We start from the raw sequence: 16,253 nt of genomic DNA, 5'->3' as shown, positions 1-16,253 counted from the left end.
CCCTCCGGCTGCGTCTGGGCGTATGTTACACCCACTCGGCTCCCAGGCTTTCTCCTACACTGCCCGTCCATCCATGAACCTGCTCCTCGTCGCCGTCGGGCTGTCCAAGGTGGTCTTCGGTGGGCTGGTCGCCGCACTCGGCATCTGGCTCGCGTTCCGCGGCCTCAACCGCCTGATTGGCACGGACCCCACGGCCGACCTGGAGAAGGGCAACGTCGCCGCCGGTATCGTCCACGCCGCCAGCCTGCTCGCTCTCGGCCTGCTGGTACAGAACGCCGTGAACGCCACCTTCGACGCCGTGGACCTCACCTTCCGCGGCTTCCCCCTCCAACCCCTGGCCCTGGCGCGGCTCTCCTTCTTCGCCCTCATGCACGTGGGCGTGTCCCTGCTCGTGAGCACCGGCGTGCTCGCGCTCGGCATGATCCTCTTCGACAAGATGACCCCCGGCGTGGACGAGCTCGCCGAGGTGCGCCGCGGCAACGTGGCCCTCGCGCTCGTGCTGGCCGCCATCCTCATCGTGTTCGCCCTGCTCACCGCCCCGGGCCTCCAGGCCACCCTCAACGGCCTCATCCCCTTCCCCGAGCTCCCTCCCGCCACGTTCCGCGCCCCCGCCTGACGCCTTGCACACTCCGCCATCCAGACCGGGGAAGAGGCTCCTCGCGCTCTTCCTCGTCCTCCTCGTCACCACGAGCTGCTTCGCCCTCCTGGGGCTGCGCTGGTTCGTCTCGCGGGACGTGCACGCACTCGCTTCCCCCCAGGAACCGGAGCCCCCGCTCGACCTCTCCAGCGCCGATGGCGTCCATCTCGGCGTGGCCCTCATCCCCCCCTCCACGCCCCTGAGCCAGGGACGCACCCATGAGTGGCGGGCCGCTCCGCTCGTCCCCTCCCAGCACCGGCTCGTCTATGGCCTGGGCGAGTCCCTCGCGGACTCCCTCTCAGACGAGCACCATGCGTACGGCCACAAGATGCGCTTCCGCGCGCTCGGGCCCAACCGCTTCACCTACCACGCGCCCCCCGGGTGCCAGGAGGACATGCGCTGCATCTACAACGAGCTGATGCGCAGCAACGCCGAGCCCGTGCGCGTGCTGGGCACCCGCTTCGTCCAGCACATCCGCGAGCGCAACCTCGACCCCATCGAGGCCGCCGAGCTCATCGTCACCTTCGTGCAGCACATCCACTACGAGGAGCCCGCCGACCAGCCCTTCGGCATCCTCCCGCCCGCGCTCGTCCCCTCGGAGGACCGCGGCGACTGCGACTCCAAGGCCGTGCTCGCCGTGATGCTGCTGCGCCAGGCCGGCATCGACGCGGCCATCCTTTATTCGGATCCGCTCTCGCACGCCGCCGTGGGTATTGCCCTGCCCGTGCGCGGCCCCCCCTTCCGTCTGGGGAGCCGCGTGTACCGCTATGCCGAGCTCACCACCGAGGGCTGGCCCCTCGGCATGATTCCCCCCCAGCACGACAAGCCGCACCTCTGGAAGGTCCTGCCCCCTCCAGAGCTGTCCGATGAGACGGGGTGAAGACCCTCACCCCGGCCCTCTCCCAGAGGGAGAGGGAGTCGCGCTCATGCGCTCGCGGATGTAGGCGTCGTACTCCTCCTTCATCGGCAGGGACTCGTCCACTCGCAGCCGGCGGCGCAGCGTGCTCACCTTCCGGCCCGTGCGCGGATCCTCTCCCTCCTTCTCGTACTCCTCCCAGGAGATGCCCGTGCCCCGCCGCTGCCAGAGGGGCAGCTCGTTGAAGTTGATTCCTCTCTGGAAGAGCAGCTCGTTCTTGAAGCCCACCGACTTGCCGTGCAGCTCCCGCGAGGCGCTCGCCACGCTCTGGCCTTCCTTGCGCAGCGTCCAGTAGCACCAGCCGTGCAGCGCGCAGCGGGCCGCGTCCGCCTGTCTCCAGCGGAAGTAGTCCACCACCGCGTTCTCGCTGGCCCCCATCCACACCCGGCTGTCGAACACGGCCGGCACTCCCGCCGCGTGCGTGAAGGTGGCGCTCGCCACTCCCGCCGAGATGGACACCAGCTTCTCCACCTCGCGATCGAAGAGCGACCACTCCGGCCGGAAGAGGACCGAAATCTCATCGCTCTCCGTGTACGCGTAGATGCCCTGCAGCTCCTCCAGCAGCGCCGAGGCCGTGCGCACCATCTGCTGGTGCAGCGTGGCATCGAAGGGCTTCTCGTAACGCGCCTCCGTGAAGCGCGAGAAGCCCCGCCCGTCCACCCGCAGCACGCACCACGCCCCGCGCAGCAGCCGCAGCGAGTGGAAGAACTCGCCCTCACGCATCCGGGCTTCGAACTGGTTTGGATTCATCTCCCTCCCTCCATTCCCTCACGTGGAAGCCACCCTCGGGGGCCAGCCGCACGTGGAACAACGCATCGAACCCCTCGGTGTACGAAGGCCACTTCAACTTCCGCCACGTGATGTGGAGCGCCTTCTCCGGCACCCTCGACCGCCCCACGCGCCCCGCGTTGCGCTCCAGGCACGCCTTCAGGTCCGACTCGAAGACGTAGCCCACCACCCGCGCCCCGCGCTCCCGGGCGATCGCGATGAGCGGCTCCCGCTCCTCGACGAGCGGGTTCGTGTTGTCCACCACCACCGGGCGCCCCTCCGCCAGCGCCTGCGCGATGAGCCTGCGCTGCCGGGCCTCGCGCCTGCGCGCGTTGGGCCACAGGTCCTTGCTCACGTGCACGTGCGTGGCCGCGAAGCGCTCCCGGAAGAAGCTGCTCTTGCCCGAGCCCTGCAGGCCGATGAACAGGACGAGTTCCATGGCGTGTCTCCGTCTGACGGTGTGCACGCCAGGGCCCTGACGCCGAGGGCGGCCCCCCTACCGCCTCACGTCCAGGACATCCGCCCCTTCAACCGGGCCGCTTCCTCCACTTCGCCCACGGCCTCCAGGATGGAGGCGGCGCGCGCGTAGTTCGTGGCCGCCTCCGCCCGGCGCAGGTGGGCCTCGTCCGTCTGGGCCGCCGCCAGGAGGAAGGGCACGGCGCGCCGGTTCTCCCCCCCTGCGATCCAGTGCTGCGCGATGGTCGCCGGGGCCGCCCGCCTGCGCTCCAGCTGCTGGGCCAGGCGCCGGTGCAGCAGCGCTCCCAGCGCGGCGGGAAGCGAGGCCCGGACGGCCTCCAGCACCAGGTCATGGGAGAAGTGCACGCCCCGGAAGATCTGCGCCGCCTCCAGCTCCGCCAGTGGCGCCGAGAAGGACAGGGGGCTCACCTCCAGCACCTCGCCGGCCAGCTCCAGATTGAAGTCCGTCAGGGCCAGCGCCGCCACCTGGGCCAGCTGCAACGCCAGCGGGGACAGCCGCCCCAGACGCTGCTGGATGAGCTGGCGCACCCGCCCCGGAGGAGGCAGCCGCTCCGGCCACCCCCGCTCCAGGCTCCCCGACTCCAGCAGGTGCTTGAGCGTCTCGGTGATGAAGAGCGGGTTGCCTCCCGTGTAGCGCGTCATCTCCCCCGCGAGGGACGTGGCCCCCGGCAGGGAGAGGCTCCCCAGCATCTCCCCCACCGCATCCGGTGAGAGCGGCTCCAGTTCCACATGCGCCAGCAGCCCTCCCTCGTCCATCCGCCGGGTGATGGTGAGCACCTCGGAGGAGAGCCCGCCGCTGCGGCAGCAATCGATCATCCGCGGCAGGGCGCCCGCCCCCTGGAAGCGCGCATGGGCATAGGCCCCCACCTCCAGGCTGGCGGTGTCGGCGAACTGCAGATCGTCGGTGATGATGCAGTCCAGGCCCTCCGTGCAGCGGCGGATCATCTCGCTGTAGGCGTCCAGGCAGCGCACCCGCTCGCCCTCGTTGCGCATGGGGGGAATCTCCTCGCCGGGCGCCATCTCGGGCATCACGCGCGCCAGCTCCCGGCGGATCCACGGCTCCAGGTTCCGAGGCAACTCGGGCTGCTCGATGAAGCGCTCCCGGATGTGCCGCACGAACAGGGAGTAGGGCACCTCCGTGTCCCCGGGCCTGCCCGAGAAGACGATGAAGCGACCCTTGGAGGCCGCGAAGTCCAGCGCGAGGCGCGTCTTGCCCACGCCCGGCTCCGCCGTTATCAGCACGAGCTGCCGCGCCTTCCACGCCTCCTCCAGCTGCTCCCATTCGCGCGCGCGGCCCACCAGCACCGGCGGGCGGAGGACGGTGAGCGGCAGGCTCCGCTCCGGCCGGTTCCCGGCGTTACACGGCCGCACCGCACCGTGCTCCACATCCCGGGCCAGCGCGAACGTGTCCGGGTGCGGCGACGCGTCATACTCCTCACGCAGCATCGTCCGGCAACGCTCGAAGAGGGCCAGCGCCGCCATCCGGTCTCCCGACAGGTAGTGCAGCCGCATCAGCCGGCGGTAGGACTCCTCGGAGAGCGGATCCAACACCAGCAGCCGCTCGGCGAAGTGCAGCGCTCCGGGCAGGTCCCCCCGCTGCTCCCGGAGCTCCGACTCGGCGCTGGCGGCGCGGCGCCGCAGGGCCTCCAGCTGCTCGCGGGCCCGGCGCAACCACGCCTCGAAGTCCGGGCAGTCGTCGAACTCCAGCGAGCCCAGCAGCGAGCCCGTCAGCGCCAGCGCCCGCGTGTGGCGTCCGGCGAAGACGTGGCCCTCCAGCTCCGCCGCGTCGGTGCTCACCCTGTCGGACAGGGAGACCACGTCCCCACCGAGCACCAGGTCCGTGCCGGTGGCCACCCGCAGCCGGCGCAGCAGCTGGCGCATGTTGTTGCGCGCCGTGTCCTCGCCGGAGTCGGGCCACAGCATGCCCGCCAGCCGGTACTTGGGGGTCGGTCCCTCCAGGGACAGCCAGGCGAGCACCGCGGCCACCCGCCGCTGCAGCTCCAGAGGCTCCACCAGACCCAGGAGCCGAGCGCCCCCAAGCAACTCCAGTCTCCAGTCGGCCACGTACTCCCCCTCCTGCTCGAAGGTGCAGCCGAGATGCCCTTGAGGCCAGCCCTGAACGTTCATGTCCAGAAGCCCGTCGGCTGCCCGAGGAGGGAGGCCCCGGCCTGACCAAACCACCCCTCAGCGGCAGCCGCATGCTGCCTGAAGGAGTGGATGTCACGGAAGCGCCTTTGTAGGGACGAGCCATCCTTGAGCGAGCTGGCCCCTCCCGCCTGGTAGCACTTCCCCACCACTTCGGCCGCCGTCTCCGTCACCCAGGCCAGGGCGGCCGAGATGCGCGGGGACAGGGCGGGGATGGCGGCGGGGTTGCCCTCGCACGCGGCCCAGAGCTCCTGGGAGATGTCCCTCAACAGCGCCCGGGCGGCCCGCACGCTCGTGTCGGCACGGCCGAGCTCGAGCTGGAAGACGGGGGACTCGGCCAGCGGGACGCGGGCGTACAGCCGCCGCTTCCCCGTCCCGACGAGTGTCACCAGCTCCTCCACAGCGCCCTGCGCGATGCCCAGCGACACCGCCGCCATGTGCAGCACGAAGTGCAGCAGCGGCGCGACGAAGCCCGGACCGGGCACGTTGGACGTGCCGGAGAAGATGTCGAAGGAGTACGCCTCGGGACAGAAGACACCTTCCATGGAGATGTCATGGCTGCCCGTGCCCCTCAGGCCGAGCACGTTCCAGGTGTCGAGAATGCGCACCTGGTCGGACCGCAGGAGCATGCCCCGCGTCCGGGGCACGCCCTCGGAGGGACCCGGGAGTGGCTGGCCGTCCTTCAGGACGACGCAGTTGCCGAACAGCCAGTCCGCGTGCTGGCAGCCCGAGGCGAAGCCCCAACGCCCGTTGACGCGGTAGCCGCCCTCCTCCATCACCGCCTGCCCCTGCGCGTTGAAGCCGCCGGCCATGATGACGTCCGGTCCACCCGAGTAGATGGCATCGAAGCTCTCGCGCGGCAGCAGCGCGAAGAGATGCGGGCTCTCCAGACCAATCATTGTCGTCCAGGCCGTGGCGCCATCCGCCCGGGCGATCGTCTCCAGTATCTCCATACCCGTGTGCAGGTCCCCCTCGCAGCCTCCGTGGCTCCGGGGCACGAACAGCCGGAAGATACCTGCCTGTTTGAGCTGACCCAGCAGCTCCAACGGCAGACGCCGCCCCGACTCGATGTCCGCAGCCCTGGATGCGATGACAGGAACCAGCCCCCTCACCGCGTCCAACACCTTCTTCGCTTCGGCATTCCCCATGTGCCACTCCTGAGTATGAGCGCGGGAGCTCCCCCCCCCCATGCGCCTGGATACAACCGAAGCAAGTGTTTAGCGCGTGGGGTGTGACCACGGCGTGACGGCACCGGGACGGCGTCACACGACACGTTTTTTTCGAAATCGACAGGCGATCACGACCCATTGACGCGCCCGGATTCGTATTGGAAATACCGCGGCGCCAGCTTCCGCGGCGCATGCCGCTTCTTTCACTCTCCAAAAGGGGATTGCCGTGTCACGGCACTTGTACTCGTTCGTTGTCGCATTGATGGTGATGGGGGTCGCCTGCGAACCCGGGAAGGGGTCTCAGCCGAATCCGCCCAACCCGCCCGCCCGCCCGGTTCCCCCTTCGGCCCCGGGCTCGGTGGAAGCCATCGCCGAGGTGGGCGGCGCCACGCTCACGTGGAGCATCCCGGCCCAGGACGGAGGGAGCGCCATCACCGGCTATCAGGTGGACAGCGAGCCCCGGGAGGCCACGCTGGCCGTCCAGCTCGAGGGAACCACGGCCCGAGTCACGGGCCTGCACGCGGGTATCACCTACCGATTCTCCGTGGTGGCGCTGAATGTCGCGGGAGCGGGGCCGGCCACCACGTCGGCGGCCGTGACCCTTCCCGACGTTCCCGGAGCCCCCGCCCTGCTGTCCGTGAAGCGCGGAGATACAAAGGTAGAGGTGGCGTGGAAGGAGCCCGAATCGGACGGCGGGCGTCCCGTCACCGGCTACCTCGTCACCGCGCATCCCCAGGACGTGCGGGTGAAGGTGGATGCCGGGGCACGCTCGGCCGTGGTGGGTGGGCTGACCAATGGAGAAGCCTCCACCTTCACGGTGCGCGCGCTCAATGCCGTGGGCGAGGGTCCCGACTCCCCCGCCTCGGCGCGCGTGGTGCCCGCGACCCTGCCCTCGGCGCCCACGGGTGTGAAGGCCACCGCGGGCATCCGCGAGCTCACCGTCACCTGGAGCGAGCCCGCGAGCACCGGCGGGCTGCCCGTGGAGGAGTACGTGGTGATGGCCGAGCCGGGTGTCATCCGCCTGAGCCAGGGCGCCGACGCCCGGAGCGCCACCGTCACCGGGCTGAGCAATGGCACGGAGTACACCCTCAGCGTGGTGGCGCGGAACGAAGTGGGCGAGAGCACCGAAGCGGGCGCGGCCAGACAGCGCACGCTGGATGTGCCCCTCGCGCCCGGCGCGGTGAAGGCCACCGTGGACGTGCGCTCGGCCACGGTCTCCTGGGAGGCCCCGGCGGGAGATGGTGGCTCCGCCATCACCGGCTACACCGTGGAGGTCCAGCCCACGGGCACCCGCGTGCAGGTGGGCGCGGAGAAGCGCGACGTGACACTGCCGGAGCTGCCCAGCACCCGCGCGTACACCTTCACCGTGTCCGCCACGAACGCCGTGGGCACGGGAGCCGTGTCGGCCGCCTCGTCCGCGGTGCGGCCGTTGCCGACGCCCGTGCAGGTGACGGCCCTCGAGGTGCCCTCCTCCGATGAAGGCTGCCTCTCCGTCTCCTACGCCCTCCGTCAGCGGGACGGGGAGCGCGCCGACGTCATGGTGGAGGTGGACACGAAGGGAGACGGCACCTTCCAGCGCGTCACCCAGGCTGGCTCCACCGACCATGAGGGCCTGCTCGCGCGCTCCACCTCACCCGAGGGCGTCTCCCACCGCTTCCTGTGGAACCGCGCCGTCGACGTGCCCGGTGCCACCTCGGCCCGCGTGCGCGTGAGTGCCCGGGTGCACGGCACCGCGCTGGCCTCGAAGAGCCTGGAGGTGGCCCTGCCCGCCGTGGGCCACCGCTGCGAGCAGCGGACGGACACCAGCCTCGTCAGCACGATGCAGGCCCAGCCCTTCTCGGGCACGGTGGGAGACTTCGACCGGGATGGCAAGCTGGACCTCGCCGTCGTCCCGGAGAGCGGCACCGCCCTGGTGATGATGATGGGGCTGGGCAACGGGGCCTTCCAGCCAGCCCGCCAGCTCGAGCTCGGAGACATCCCGGGCACGAAAACCCAGCCCGTCGCGGCGGACCTGGACGGAGACGGCGCCCCGGAGCTGCTCTGGTCGCACAAGTACGAGGGCCTGGTCGTGGCGAAGGGTCTCGGGAATGGCGCGTTCGACACCACCCGCATCTACCGAACGAGCTCCGGCACGTGGTTCGAAGGCATCTACCAGGGCCTCGCCGTCGCCGACTTCGACCGCAACGGCAGTCCCGACGTGGCCGCGGTGTCGAGTGACGGCCATCTGGGTCTCCTCCTGAACCAGGGGGACGGAACGCTCGGCACCTTCAAGTCCCTGGGGAGCGTCTGGCACTCGGGCGCCCGGCTCGCCACGGCCGACCTCAACGAGGATGGCCGCCAGGACCTGTTGGCCGCTGGCGATGGCTCGACCCTCGCCGTGCTGTCCAACGAGGACGGCTCCTTCCGCTTCCAGCAGGTGGGGGAGATATTCACGACGCACGACCTGGCGCTGGGGGACTTCGACAAGGACGGCCACGTGGACCTGGTCACCGCCGCGTCGCAGGGCAACGCCGCCCGGGTCTACCTGTTCCGGGGAGACGGCCTGGGCGGCTTCTCCGCGGCGGAGCTCGTGGCCACGCTCGAGAACGACACCTACTTGTGGGACCCTGCCTCCCTGGCGGCGGCGGACCTGGACGGTGATGGCCATCTGGACCTCGCGGTGAAGGTCGAGCGGGACAACACACTCGCCCTGCTGCGGGGACTGGGGGATGGAACCTTCGCGCCCGACCTGCGGCTGCCCGCAGGACGCCTGCCCAGATTCGTCACCACCGGAGACTTCGATGGAGACGGCGTGTCCGACGTGGCGACGCTCCAGAGGGCCAGCAACGACGTGCGCGTGTGGCGCGGTGGCCCGGGCCGCACAACCCGGGCCCTGCTCACCGGGCCCGACGGGACCCACGCCACGGGAGACCTCAATGGCGATGGGTGGATGGATGTCGTCTCCTCCAGGCCGACGAACCCGACCGAGGTGCGCGTGAGCCTCGGCGGTCCCGGTGGCCTGTCCACCCTCGCGCCCGTGACGGTGGGGAACGCCGTGCTCAGGTTGCTGGTCACTCACGTGGACGCGGATGCGACACCGGACGTGGTGGTGCTGTACGACGTCGAGGGAGAGACCACGGGGCTCCTGCTCGGCAACGGTGACGGCACCCTGCGTCCCGCCGCCGACATCCCACTGGGGGGCATCGCGGTGTACGCGGACTCCGGCGACGTGAACGGAGACGGGAAGCTGGATCTCGCCTTCCGCGCCATGCGCAAGGACAGCGGCAGCTACGTGGACGAGGTGCGGCTGCTGCTCGGCCGGGGAGATGGCACCTTCGAGCCGCCCGTCGTCCTGGAGGCTGGAAGCAATCCGGCCCGGGTGATGATGGGAGACCTGGACAGCAACGGGGCGATGGATCTGGTGGTGCCGCGGGAGGGGCGAGGTGCTGGCGCGAAGGTGTTGATGAGCCGGGGGGACGGCACCTTCACGGACGGGCCCGATCTGACGCCCGGGTACGACCTCCACGGGAGCGACCTGCGGCTGGCGGACATGGACCGGGACGGCATCCTGGACGCCGTGTACAGCGTCTACGGCAGCAGCATGTACAACGACATCTACCTGATGAAGGGTACGGGTACCGGCGACTTCGCCCGCGTGAGCACGTACCCCGCGGAAGGAAACTGCTTCAGTCTGGCCCTGGTGGACTTCGACGCGGATGGCTGGCGGGACGTGCTGTGCGCCAACCTGGGCATGGACTCGGTGTCTCTGCGCCGGGGCATGGGCCAGGGAATGTTCACCCCGGCGCAGGTCTTCGGAGTCTACGACTACGCAGCCTTGGAGCTCTCGGTGCTGGACGCGAATGGGGATGGCTTGCTGGACATCCTCTTCGGGGGCAGCAACCTCGGGAAGAACGCGCTGCTCCTCCAGCGCTGAGCGCCCCGGGGCCCGGGTCAGTGGACTGGCCGCCGGCGCACGGCCAGCCACGCCAGCAGGGAGAGCATGCTCCAGGCCAGGCCCGACCCCACCGGGACCGTGGAGCAGCCTCCCGGCGCCGTCACCTTCACGCCGGGCAGCACGCGAACCGGGAGCGAGCACGTCGCGGTGTTCCCCGCCTCGTCGCGAGCGGTGAAGGTGACGGAGTGCTCGCCCACCGCGAAGACGTCGCCGCTGGTCCGGTCCGCCATGACGGTGGGCGCGGCGGTGATGCCATCGCGGGCCAGCGCATCCGGGAACGACACCTGTGCGCCCCAGGCGGCGGTGGCCCGGACCTCCACCGGCTCGGGGCACGTCACCTCGGGCGCGGTGGTGTCCTGCACGGTGACGGTGAAGCGGCAGACGGCGGTGTTGCCCGCCTCGTCCCTCGCGGAGACGCTCACCCGGGTGATGCCTCGCGGATAGAGCGCGCCGGAGACGTGGCTCACCTCGAGCGTGGCCTCGGAGACGGTGTCCACGGCGGTGGGCTCGGGAAAGCTCACCGGGGTGCCCTGGGCGCTGGTGGCCTCCACCCGCGTGTCCTCGGGGCACGTCAGCCGCGGCGCGGTGGTGTCCTGGACCGTCACCCGGAAGGAGCAGGTGCTCCGCAGCCCGGCCACGTCCGTGGCGGTGACGGTAACGCGGTGGATGCCGGGCTCCAACGTGCTGCCCGAGGCGGGCTGGGACGTGAGGGAGGGAGCGGGCCGGGGGCCATCCGAGGCCGTCGCGGCGGGGAAGTCCACGCGCGCGCCCTCGGGGCTGGTGGCCTCGACGACGAGGTCATCCGGGCAGGCCAGCGAAGGGGCCTGGGTGTCGCTGACGGTGACGACGAAGGAGCACGAGGCCGTGTTGCCCGCTCCGTCGGTGGCCGTCGCCGTCACGGTGTGCGAGCCGAAGCCGAAGAGACTGCCCGGCTCGGCGGAGAGCGTCACGCGCGGCGCCGCCATGCGCCCGTCGGTGGCCCTCGGGGACCGGAAGTCCACATGGGCGCCCGAGGCCTCGGTGCCCTCCACCGTCACATCTCCCGGGCAGAGCACGGCCGGAGGCGTGGTGTCGCGCACGGTGACCTGGAAGGTGCAGGAGGCCTGGTTGCCGGCCTCGTCCGAGGCGGTCGCCGTCACCTCGGTGGTGCCGAGGGGGAAGAACCCTCCGGACGTCCGGCTGAAGGTGACGGTGGGCGAGGCCGTGACGTCGTCGTGTGCCTGGATGACCGGGAAGGAGACGGGCGCGCCCGCGGGCTGGAGGGCCTCCATCACGAGCTCCTCGGGGCACGTGAGGGTGGGAGGCTCGCGGTTGGCGAGGGCCTCCACCTCCAGGAGCCAGGGCTCCCGCCCGGTGCGCCCGTCGTCCGCGGCGAAGGCGACGCGGTTGCCCATCCGGACGAAGTCACGCGGCAGCGAGCTGTGAGGCCCGGGGAAGAGGTTCACCAGCCGGCGCGTGCCCTCGCGGGTCCCATCCGACAACCACGGCTCGTTTCCGACACCCGGCGTGGACGCGGAGAAGAGCAGCAGCCCCTCGGGCTCGAGCGCGAGCAGGCGCGTGCCCTGGAGGAGCGAGGTGTCGTCCTCCTTGAGGCCCGAGCCGGTGCCGGGACTGGCGTCCACCAGGCGGAAGGTCCCCTCCTCGGTGCCGTCACTGCGCCACAACTCGCGTCCACTGACTCCATCGTCGGCGGTGAAGAAGAGCAGCCCGCCCATGACCACGAGCTCCTTCGGCTGCGAGCCCTCGGTGCCGGGCCGGATGTCCCGCACCCTGCGCGTGCCCCCGGGGGTGCCATCACTCACCCAGAGCTCGGCGCCGTGCGTGGCGTCGGTGAACACGAAGAAGAGCTGGCTTCCCGCCGCGGTGAAGAGGTTGGGAGGCACCGGCCACGGATTCGAGGGAGCGAGCACCGACACGAGCGCGGGCTCCTGCGCGGCTCCATCCAGGCGCCAGAGCCCCAGGCTCGCGTCCTTGGTGGCCACGAAGAAGAGCGTGCCACCCACGGCCGTGAGATTCGACGGACTGGACGAGTCGCTCCCTGGCACGAGGTCCGCCACCAGGGAGGTGCCCTCGGAAGTCCCATCGGTCCGCCACAGCTCGCGCCCGCTCACCTCGTCCTGGGCGGCGAAGTACAGCCACTCGCCCATGCGCGTGAGCGAGCTGGGAGCAGACGAACCCGACCCCGGCACGAGGTCCTTCACCAACCGGGTGCCCTCGGGGGTACCGTCGGTGCGCCACAGCTCATCGCCCTGGCCGCTCTGCGCACCGGAGAAGAAGAGCTGCCCACCGGCCACCTCGAGCTCTTCGGGGTAGGAGCCCGTCCACAGTTGCACCGGGGGCTCCGTGGCCGCCCCCGCTGTCTTCCACACACCGCCCTGGGAGGTGGGCAAGGCGACGAAGAACTCCGAGCCCAGGGTGGCCACCTCGAGCCGCTGCCGGGTCGACGTCTCGGACTCCAGGGGCATCACCAGGAAGGTGCCCGCCTCCGTCCCGTCCGTGCGCCAGAGGCTGTTGGTGAACACGGAGTAGGAGTCCCCCATCCGCTCGTACGCATGGAAGAACCAGAGCCCGCCCGCGGTGCCGAGGATGCGCGGGTTGCTCCCCCCGGCCCCGGCATTCCACCATTCACGGAAGATGTCCTTGACCCGGACGGTGTTCCACTCCTGCCCCTGGGACTTCCACAGCTCGTGGCCGGAGTGTCCGTCATCAGCCGTGAAGTACAGGGTGTCACCCACGGCGGACAGGCTGCGCGGCTCCGACGAGGAGGGCCTCCCCGCTCCAGTTCTCGGGTCGATGTCGCGGACGAGCACCGTGCCCCGCTCCGTGCCGTCGCTGCGCCACAGCTCCAGGCCCATGGAGGGATCCTCGGCGACGAAGTAGAGCACCCCGTTCATGGCCGTCAGCTCCCGGAACGCGGACCCCCAGGCAGAGGTGGTTGCCTTCAGCTGCTTGACGCGCACCGTGCCGGGCACCGTGCCATCGCTGTGCCACAACTCGTCCGAGTAGGGGTAGGACCCGACGTCCGCCGCGACGAAGAAGAGCCGGTCCCCCACGGCCGTCAACGACACCAGCCCGGCGCCCGAGGAGTTCACGGAGAACTCCTTGAGGCGCACCGTGCCCTGTGCGGTGCCGTTGCTCCACCACAGGCTCCAACGGTTGGAGGGCTCCTGGACGGAGATGGCGAGCGCACCGCCCACACGGATCAGGGTCAGTCGCTGGCCGGAGTTGCCGGAATCGAGCGGCAGCACGGACCGCGTTCCAGCCACGGTCCCATCGCTCCGCCAGAGCGAATAGCCGGTGGAGGAGAACTGCTCCCGGGCGAGGAAATAGAGGGTGTCATCGAGCAGCACCAGACCGGGCTCATCCGGGCGGAAGTACGCCGGTTGCGCATCCGAAACGCGCACGGTCCCCGCCTCCGTCCCATCACTGGACCACAGCCCGGAGTTGGCCGCGTCGTCTTTGATGGCGAAGTACAGGCGGCCCTCCTTCACCACCAGGTTGCTCATCTGACAGAACGACGCGCACACGGTGCGCAGGGACGTGGTGACACCGGTGGCGGGGTCATACCGCCAGAGGGCGCGCGTCCCGGAGTCGGTGAAGAAGTAGACGGCTCCGGCCATCCCGACGAAGCCCTTCGGGTAGGAGCCCAGGGAGCCGGGCTGGATGTCCGCCAGGCGGAAGGTGCCCTCGGGAGTCCCGTCGCTCCGCCACGGCTCACTGTCCGACGAACTGCTTTCACCCGCGAAGTAGAGCAACCCATCCACCTCGGTGAAGGTACCCGGGCCGTGCGTGGTCGTATTGATGCCCACCAGGCGGACGGTTCCCTCTTCGGTGCCATCCGTACGCCACAAGCCGCTGCCCAGTTGAGCGTCCACCGCGTAGAAATAGATGGAGGAGCCCACGCGGATGAAGCTGGAGATGCTGGAGCCGGAGGTCTTGTCCTCCGCAGGGTGGATGTCCCGGATGGGGCGGATGGGGCGGGAGTCCCCCACCGAGAGCGCGTCATGGCTCATCCGCCGTGCCGGCGAGGGCTCTCGCGAGTCCGCGCCACCGTTGGGAGCACAGGCGGACAGCACGAGGCACAGGAGCGCCAGGCGCGTGAGCGCGGGTTGCATCATCATGGTGTGTTCTTCCCCCTCGTCGAGGTGCGCGAAGCCCGGCCGGAGCGCGCCGTACGTTTTCTACAGGAAACGAAGGCCAGGCGGCCAGCATGCCGTGAAGGCCCGGGCACCCTCACGAATTGTCATGCCTTGGTGACACATGGGAACCTCTCCTGTCACGGGGAGGAGCACATGGACTTCACCATCGACAAGCAGGGCGAGAAGGTCAGGCTCGACGCCATTCCCACGGAGCCCCCGAAGAATACGGATCGGGACGAGGCGAAGCGGGAGCTGGAGACGATCGGCGAGGAGCTCTTCGACCTGCAGGATCTGCTGTGGGGCGCGAAGATGAACTCCGTACTCATCGTGCTCCAGGGCCGCGACACGGCCGGGAAGGACGGCACCATCAAGGGGGTGGCGGGTTTTCTCAACCCCCGAGGTGTCACCGTCACCTCCTTCGGAGTCCCCAGCGAGGAGGAGCGGGAGCACGACTTCCTCTGGCGCATCCACCGTCACACCCCGCGCAAGGGTGAGCTCGCCATTTTCAATCGCTCACATTATGAGGACGTACTCGTCGTGCGCGTGAACAAGCTCGTTCCGGAGGCCCTCTGGAAGGAGCGCTACGGCCACATCCGCGACTTCGAGGAGCTGCTCGTCGAGCACGGCACCATCGTCCTCAAGTTCTTCCTCCACATCAGCCGGGAGGAGCAGGAGAAGCGCCTGCTGTCGCGGGAGAAGGAGCCGCGCAAGGCGTGGAAGATCAACGCCGGGGACTGGGAGGACCGGGAGCACTGGGACGACTACACGAAGGCGTACGAGGAGGCCCTCTCACGCACGGCCAGCAAGCAGGCGCCGTGGACGATCGTCCCCGGGGACACGAAGTGGTACCGCAACCTCGTGGTGGCGCGCGCGGTGGTCGAGGCGCTGCGGCCCTACCGTGACACCTGGCAGAAGAAGCTGGACGAGATAGGCGTGAGCAAGAAGGCGGAGCTGGAGGCCTGGCGCAAGGGCAGGTAGGACGCGCGCATGTCCGTCCGAGAGCTGTGGATCGCCGGGTACCGCTCGGTCCATTCGCTGCGCTTCCCGCTCGCCCCGGTGACGGTGGTGGTGGGCCCCAACGGGTGCGGGAAGACGAACGTCTACCGCGCGCTGCAACTGCTGCACGTGGCCGCCGAGGGGACGCTGTCGCGCATGCTGGCCGAGGAGGGCGGGATGCCGTCCGTGCTCTGGGCGGGCCCGCGCAAGAAGGGGGACGCGGCGCGCCTCACCGTGGGCGCGCGGCTGGACGACCTGGCCTACGAGCTGTCCTGCGGGCTGGTGCCTCCCCCGGAAGGGCCCTTCGCGTTGGATCCGGACGTGAAGGAGGAGACGGTGTGGCTCCACGAGGGCAAGCGTCGGCACGTGGTGGCCGAGCGCCGCTCCCGGAGCGTCTTCGCGCGCGACGCGGACGGGAACCGCACCACCTTCGCCGCCGAGCTGTGGGGCAACGAGTCCGTGCTGGCGCAGATAGCGGAGCCGCACCGCTTCCCGCTGCTGAGCGCGCTGCGGGCGGAGCTGCTCCGCTGGCGCTTCTACCACCACTTCCGGACCGACCCGGCATCGCCCCTCCGCCACGCGCAGGTGGGCGTGCGGACGCCCGCGCTCGCGCACGATGGGAGGGATCTGGCGGCGGCGCTGATGACCATCGACGACATCGGTGATGACCGGGGACTGCACGCGGCCGTGGAGAGCGCCTTCCCCGGCTCGAGATTGCAGCTCGACAGCGAGGACGGGCGCTTCTCCTTCCGCATGAGCATGCCCGGACTGCAACGCCCGCTGGAGGCGGCGGAGCTGTCCGACGGGACGCTGCGCTACCTGTGCCTGCTCGCCGCCCTGCTCTCTCCGCGCCCTCCGCCCTTCCTGGCCCTCAACGAGCCGGAGACCAGCCTGCACCCGTCACTGCTGCAACCGCTGGCGCGGCTCATCGCCAGCGCGAGCCGCCGGGGGCAGGTGTTCGTCACCACGCATGCCCGCGAGCTCGCCACCGCGCTGGAGGAGCACGCGGGAGCGGCCGTCCTCCCGCTGACCAAGGAGGGAGGAGCCACGGAGCTCGCGGAGTGAGGCGGGC

General features: G+C 70.3%; 10 protein-coding genes. 5 read left to right on the top strand and 5 right to left on the bottom strand.

Annotation, left to right across the window (positions count from 1 at the left end; all coding sequences use genetic code 11):
- The first annotated feature begins 73 nt into the window (after nucleotides 1-73).
- Both NR810_RS05685 and NR810_RS05680 read left to right on the top strand, forming a co-directional pair.
- Nucleotides 74-616 (top strand): DUF350 domain-containing protein, encoded by a 543-nt coding sequence (locus NR810_RS05685; RefSeq protein ID WP_257448717.1) that lies wholly within the window; start codon nucleotides 74-76, stop codon nucleotides 614-616.
- Between the two features lie 4 nt (nucleotides 617-620).
- A complete protein-coding gene (locus NR810_RS05680) occupies nucleotides 621-1,517 on the top strand; it encodes a transglutaminase-like domain-containing protein (RefSeq protein WP_257448715.1) in 897 nt (298 codons plus the stop codon).
- Nucleotides 1,518-1,523: 6 nt separating this feature from the next.
- Here the strand turns inward: NR810_RS05680 and NR810_RS05675 are convergent, their stop codons facing one another.
- The 4 genes from NR810_RS05675 to NR810_RS05660 all read right to left on the bottom strand — a co-directional run bounded on the left by NR810_RS05675 (nucleotide 1,524) and on the right by NR810_RS05660 (nucleotide 6,091).
- On the bottom strand, nucleotides 1,524-2,303 hold the full coding sequence (locus NR810_RS05675) for a tRNA(His) guanylyltransferase Thg1 family protein (protein WP_257448713.1): 780 nt from the start codon (nucleotides 2,301-2,303) through the stop codon (nucleotides 1,524-1,526).
- Nucleotides 2,269-2,760, bottom strand: coding sequence for an ATP-binding protein (locus NR810_RS05670; protein ID WP_257448711.1), 492 nt, complete (start codon nucleotides 2,758-2,760; stop codon nucleotides 2,269-2,271). The genes NR810_RS05675 and NR810_RS05670 overlap by 35 nt, the downstream gene beginning before the upstream one ends.
- A gap of 65 nt (nucleotides 2,761-2,825) precedes the next feature.
- Nucleotides 2,826-4,862 (bottom strand): ATP-binding protein, encoded by a 2,037-nt coding sequence (locus tag NR810_RS05665; protein WP_257448709.1) that lies wholly within the window; start codon nucleotides 4,860-4,862, stop codon nucleotides 2,826-2,828.
- Nucleotides 4,863-4,921: 59 nt separating this feature from the next.
- The gene (locus NR810_RS05660; protein WP_257448707.1) at nucleotides 4,922-6,091 is read right to left on the bottom strand and encodes an acyl-CoA dehydrogenase family protein; all 1,170 of its coding nucleotides are present in this window, start codon (nucleotides 6,089-6,091) and stop codon (nucleotides 4,922-4,924) included.
- Between the two features lie 247 nt (nucleotides 6,092-6,338).
- On the opposite strand from NR810_RS05660, the gene NR810_RS05655 reads away from it, so the two are divergent.
- Nucleotides 6,339-10,025 (top strand): FG-GAP-like repeat-containing protein, encoded by a 3,687-nt coding sequence (locus NR810_RS05655; RefSeq protein ID WP_257448705.1) that lies wholly within the window; start codon nucleotides 6,339-6,341, stop codon nucleotides 10,023-10,025.
- Between the two features lie 17 nt (nucleotides 10,026-10,042).
- On the opposite strand, the gene NR810_RS05650 is transcribed toward NR810_RS05655, so the two are convergent.
- Entirely contained in the window at nucleotides 10,043-14,167 is a 4,125-nt protein-coding gene (locus tag NR810_RS05650; protein WP_257448703.1) for an ELWxxDGT repeat protein, read from the bottom strand.
- 171 nt (nucleotides 14,168-14,338) lie between these two features.
- Between NR810_RS05650 and NR810_RS05645 the strand changes: the two genes are divergently transcribed.
- The gene (locus tag NR810_RS05645) at nucleotides 14,339-15,163 is read left to right on the top strand and encodes a polyphosphate kinase 2 family protein (RefSeq protein WP_257448700.1); all 825 of its coding nucleotides are present in this window, start codon (nucleotides 14,339-14,341) and stop codon (nucleotides 15,161-15,163) included.
- A 9-nt stretch (nucleotides 15,164-15,172) separates the two neighbouring features.
- On the top strand, nucleotides 15,173-16,246 hold the full coding sequence (locus tag NR810_RS05640) for an AAA family ATPase (RefSeq protein ID WP_257448698.1): 1,074 nt from the start codon (nucleotides 15,173-15,175) through the stop codon (nucleotides 16,244-16,246).
- The last annotated feature ends 7 nt before the right edge of the window (nucleotides 16,247-16,253 follow it).

Origin of the sequence: Archangium lipolyticum (assembly GCF_024623785.1) — a bacterium.
Taxonomy (GTDB): domain Bacteria; phylum Myxococcota; class Myxococcia; order Myxococcales; family Myxococcaceae; genus Archangium; species Archangium lipolyticum.
The sequence above is the reverse complement of the archived record's forward strand: the minus strand, read 5'-3'. Positions and strand labels throughout refer to the sequence as shown.

Excerpts from the sequence above, each read along its gene's own strand:
- NR810_RS05685 (WP_257448717.1), top strand. The coding sequence starts at position 74 with ATGAACCTGCTCCTCGTCGCCGTCGGGCTGTCCAAGGTGGTCTTCGGT.
- NR810_RS05675 (WP_257448713.1), bottom strand. The coding sequence starts at position 2,303 with ATGAATCCAAACCAGTTCGAAGCCCGGATGCGTGAGGGCGAGTTCTTC.
- NR810_RS05670 (WP_257448711.1), bottom strand. The coding sequence starts at position 2,760 with ATGGAACTCGTCCTGTTCATCGGCCTGCAGGGCTCGGGCAAGAGCAGC.
- NR810_RS05660 (WP_257448707.1), bottom strand. The coding sequence starts at position 6,091 with ATGGGGAATGCCGAAGCGAAGAAGGTGTTGGACGCGGTGAGGGGGCTG.
- NR810_RS05650 (WP_257448703.1), bottom strand. The coding sequence starts at position 14,167 with ATGATGATGCAACCCGCGCTCACGCGCCTGGCGCTCCTGTGCCTCGTG.
- NR810_RS05645 (WP_257448700.1), top strand. The coding sequence starts at position 14,339 with ATGGACTTCACCATCGACAAGCAGGGCGAGAAGGTCAGGCTCGACGCC.
- NR810_RS05640 (WP_257448698.1), top strand. The coding sequence starts at position 15,173 with ATGTCCGTCCGAGAGCTGTGGATCGCCGGGTACCGCTCGGTCCATTCG.